Raw genomic sequence first — 309 nt, forward strand, 5'->3', positions numbered from 1 at the left:
GGGGAAGAAACGTGGGGATATTCAGCTGAAAACTCATGAGGACCGCGTCCAAGACATCACTCTGCCACCCGAAGAGAGATCTAACCGGACGCCCGTCGATCCTGAAGCGCTGTCCTACACGATCGCCCTCGATGCGGTTCACGCCGCTATGCACGTCTACGAGAAACAGGGCGAGGACGTCGCCATCGATTGGCTCAAAGAACGCAACTTCGACACAGACGCGGGCTTCAAGGCAACACTGAAAGCTCTCCTGCAAGTTCTTCCCCAGAGGAGTTCGGAATGGGAAGCCGCTCGTGACCTCGCCTTAGG

At 57.3% G+C, this 309-nt stretch carries 1 pseudogene; it reads left to right on the forward strand.

The window, feature by feature from the left end:
* Positions 1-309 (forward strand): annotated as a pseudogene (locus SM755_RS23390) (DUF1156 domain-containing protein); the annotation flags it as partial.

This window comes from Natrialba sp. PRR66 (genome assembly GCF_034808065.1).
Classification (GTDB): Archaea; Halobacteriota; Halobacteria; order Halobacteriales; family Natrialbaceae; genus Natrialba; species Natrialba aegyptia.